Raw genomic sequence first — 978 nt, 5'->3', positions numbered from 1 at the left:
TTACGAATGTATTTCAATTACACGTACTCCGGACCGTGTCGGGGTCGCAGTGGCAACCATTGCTGATGTCGCGCGGCTTGCCGGGGTCGCGACGTCAACCGTTTCCCATGTTCTCAATCGCACGCGGTTCGTCAGCGTCGACACGACCCGAGCGGTCCAGGACGCCGTTCGCGCGCTCGGTTACACGCCCAACACAGTGGCGCGAGCCTTGGCACGATCGACCACGAGTACGATCGGCCTCGCTATTTCGTCCACGAGAAACCGGTACTTTGCCGACGTCATCAACGCCATCGAGGAGGAATGCGCGAAACTCGGAATGATGGTTCTTCTCGCGAACACGCAGGACGACCCCAATCGGGAACTCGAGATCGTGGCCGCGCTGCACAAGCGGCGAGTCGATGGGATCATCATCGCGCCATCGTGCGGTTGCAATAACAGCGCGTTGACCTACCTGTGCGAACATCGCATCCCGTCGGTCATGGTCGACCGGCTCCCCGATGTCGACCTCGACGGCGTCGGAGTCGAGAACCGGCAGTCCCTTGCGACGATGGTGACCCACATGGTCGATCATGGACACGAGCGGATCGGCTTCCTCGCAGGGCAAGCCAACTTCACGACCGCGCTGGAGCGTGCGGAAGGTTTCCGCGATGGATTGCGCAGCCGCGGACTTGCGGTCCATGAGGAACGCATTTCCATTGGTCATACCGACCTCGCCACGGCCACCGATGCCGCCGCGCATCTGCTCACATCGACCAACCCTGTCACCGCGTTGATCGGCGGCAATAACCTCACGACAATCGGCATCATGCTCGCGGCACGTCGATGTGGAATGCGCGTGTCGGCCGACGTTGCCGTAGCGGGCTTCGACGATTTCGATTGGGCCAACGCGTTCGAGCCGCGCCTGACTGCCATGGTTCAGCCGTGCCACGCGATAGGCTCGACGGCAGCGACCTTGCTCAAGAGGAGAATGGACTTCAC

1 protein-coding gene and 1 pseudogene are annotated in these 978 nt (G+C 61.6%); both read left to right on the top strand.

The window, feature by feature from the left end; all coding sequences use genetic code 11:
• Positions 1-49: 49 nt before the first annotated feature.
• A pseudogene (locus AWB67_RS43740) lies at positions 50-181 on the top strand (LacI family DNA-binding transcriptional regulator); the annotation flags it as partial.
• A gap of 27 nt (positions 182-208) precedes the next feature.
• The coding region (locus AWB67_RS38520) for a substrate-binding domain-containing protein (RefSeq protein WP_087660917.1) at positions 209-978 on the top strand (770 nt) is incomplete at its 3' end.

The sequence above is a fragment of the Caballeronia terrestris genome (genome assembly GCF_001544515.1).
In the GTDB taxonomy this organism is placed as follows: Bacteria; Pseudomonadota; Gammaproteobacteria; order Burkholderiales; family Burkholderiaceae; genus Caballeronia; species Caballeronia terrestris.
This window is presented reverse-complemented; position numbering and strand designations above follow the sequence as displayed.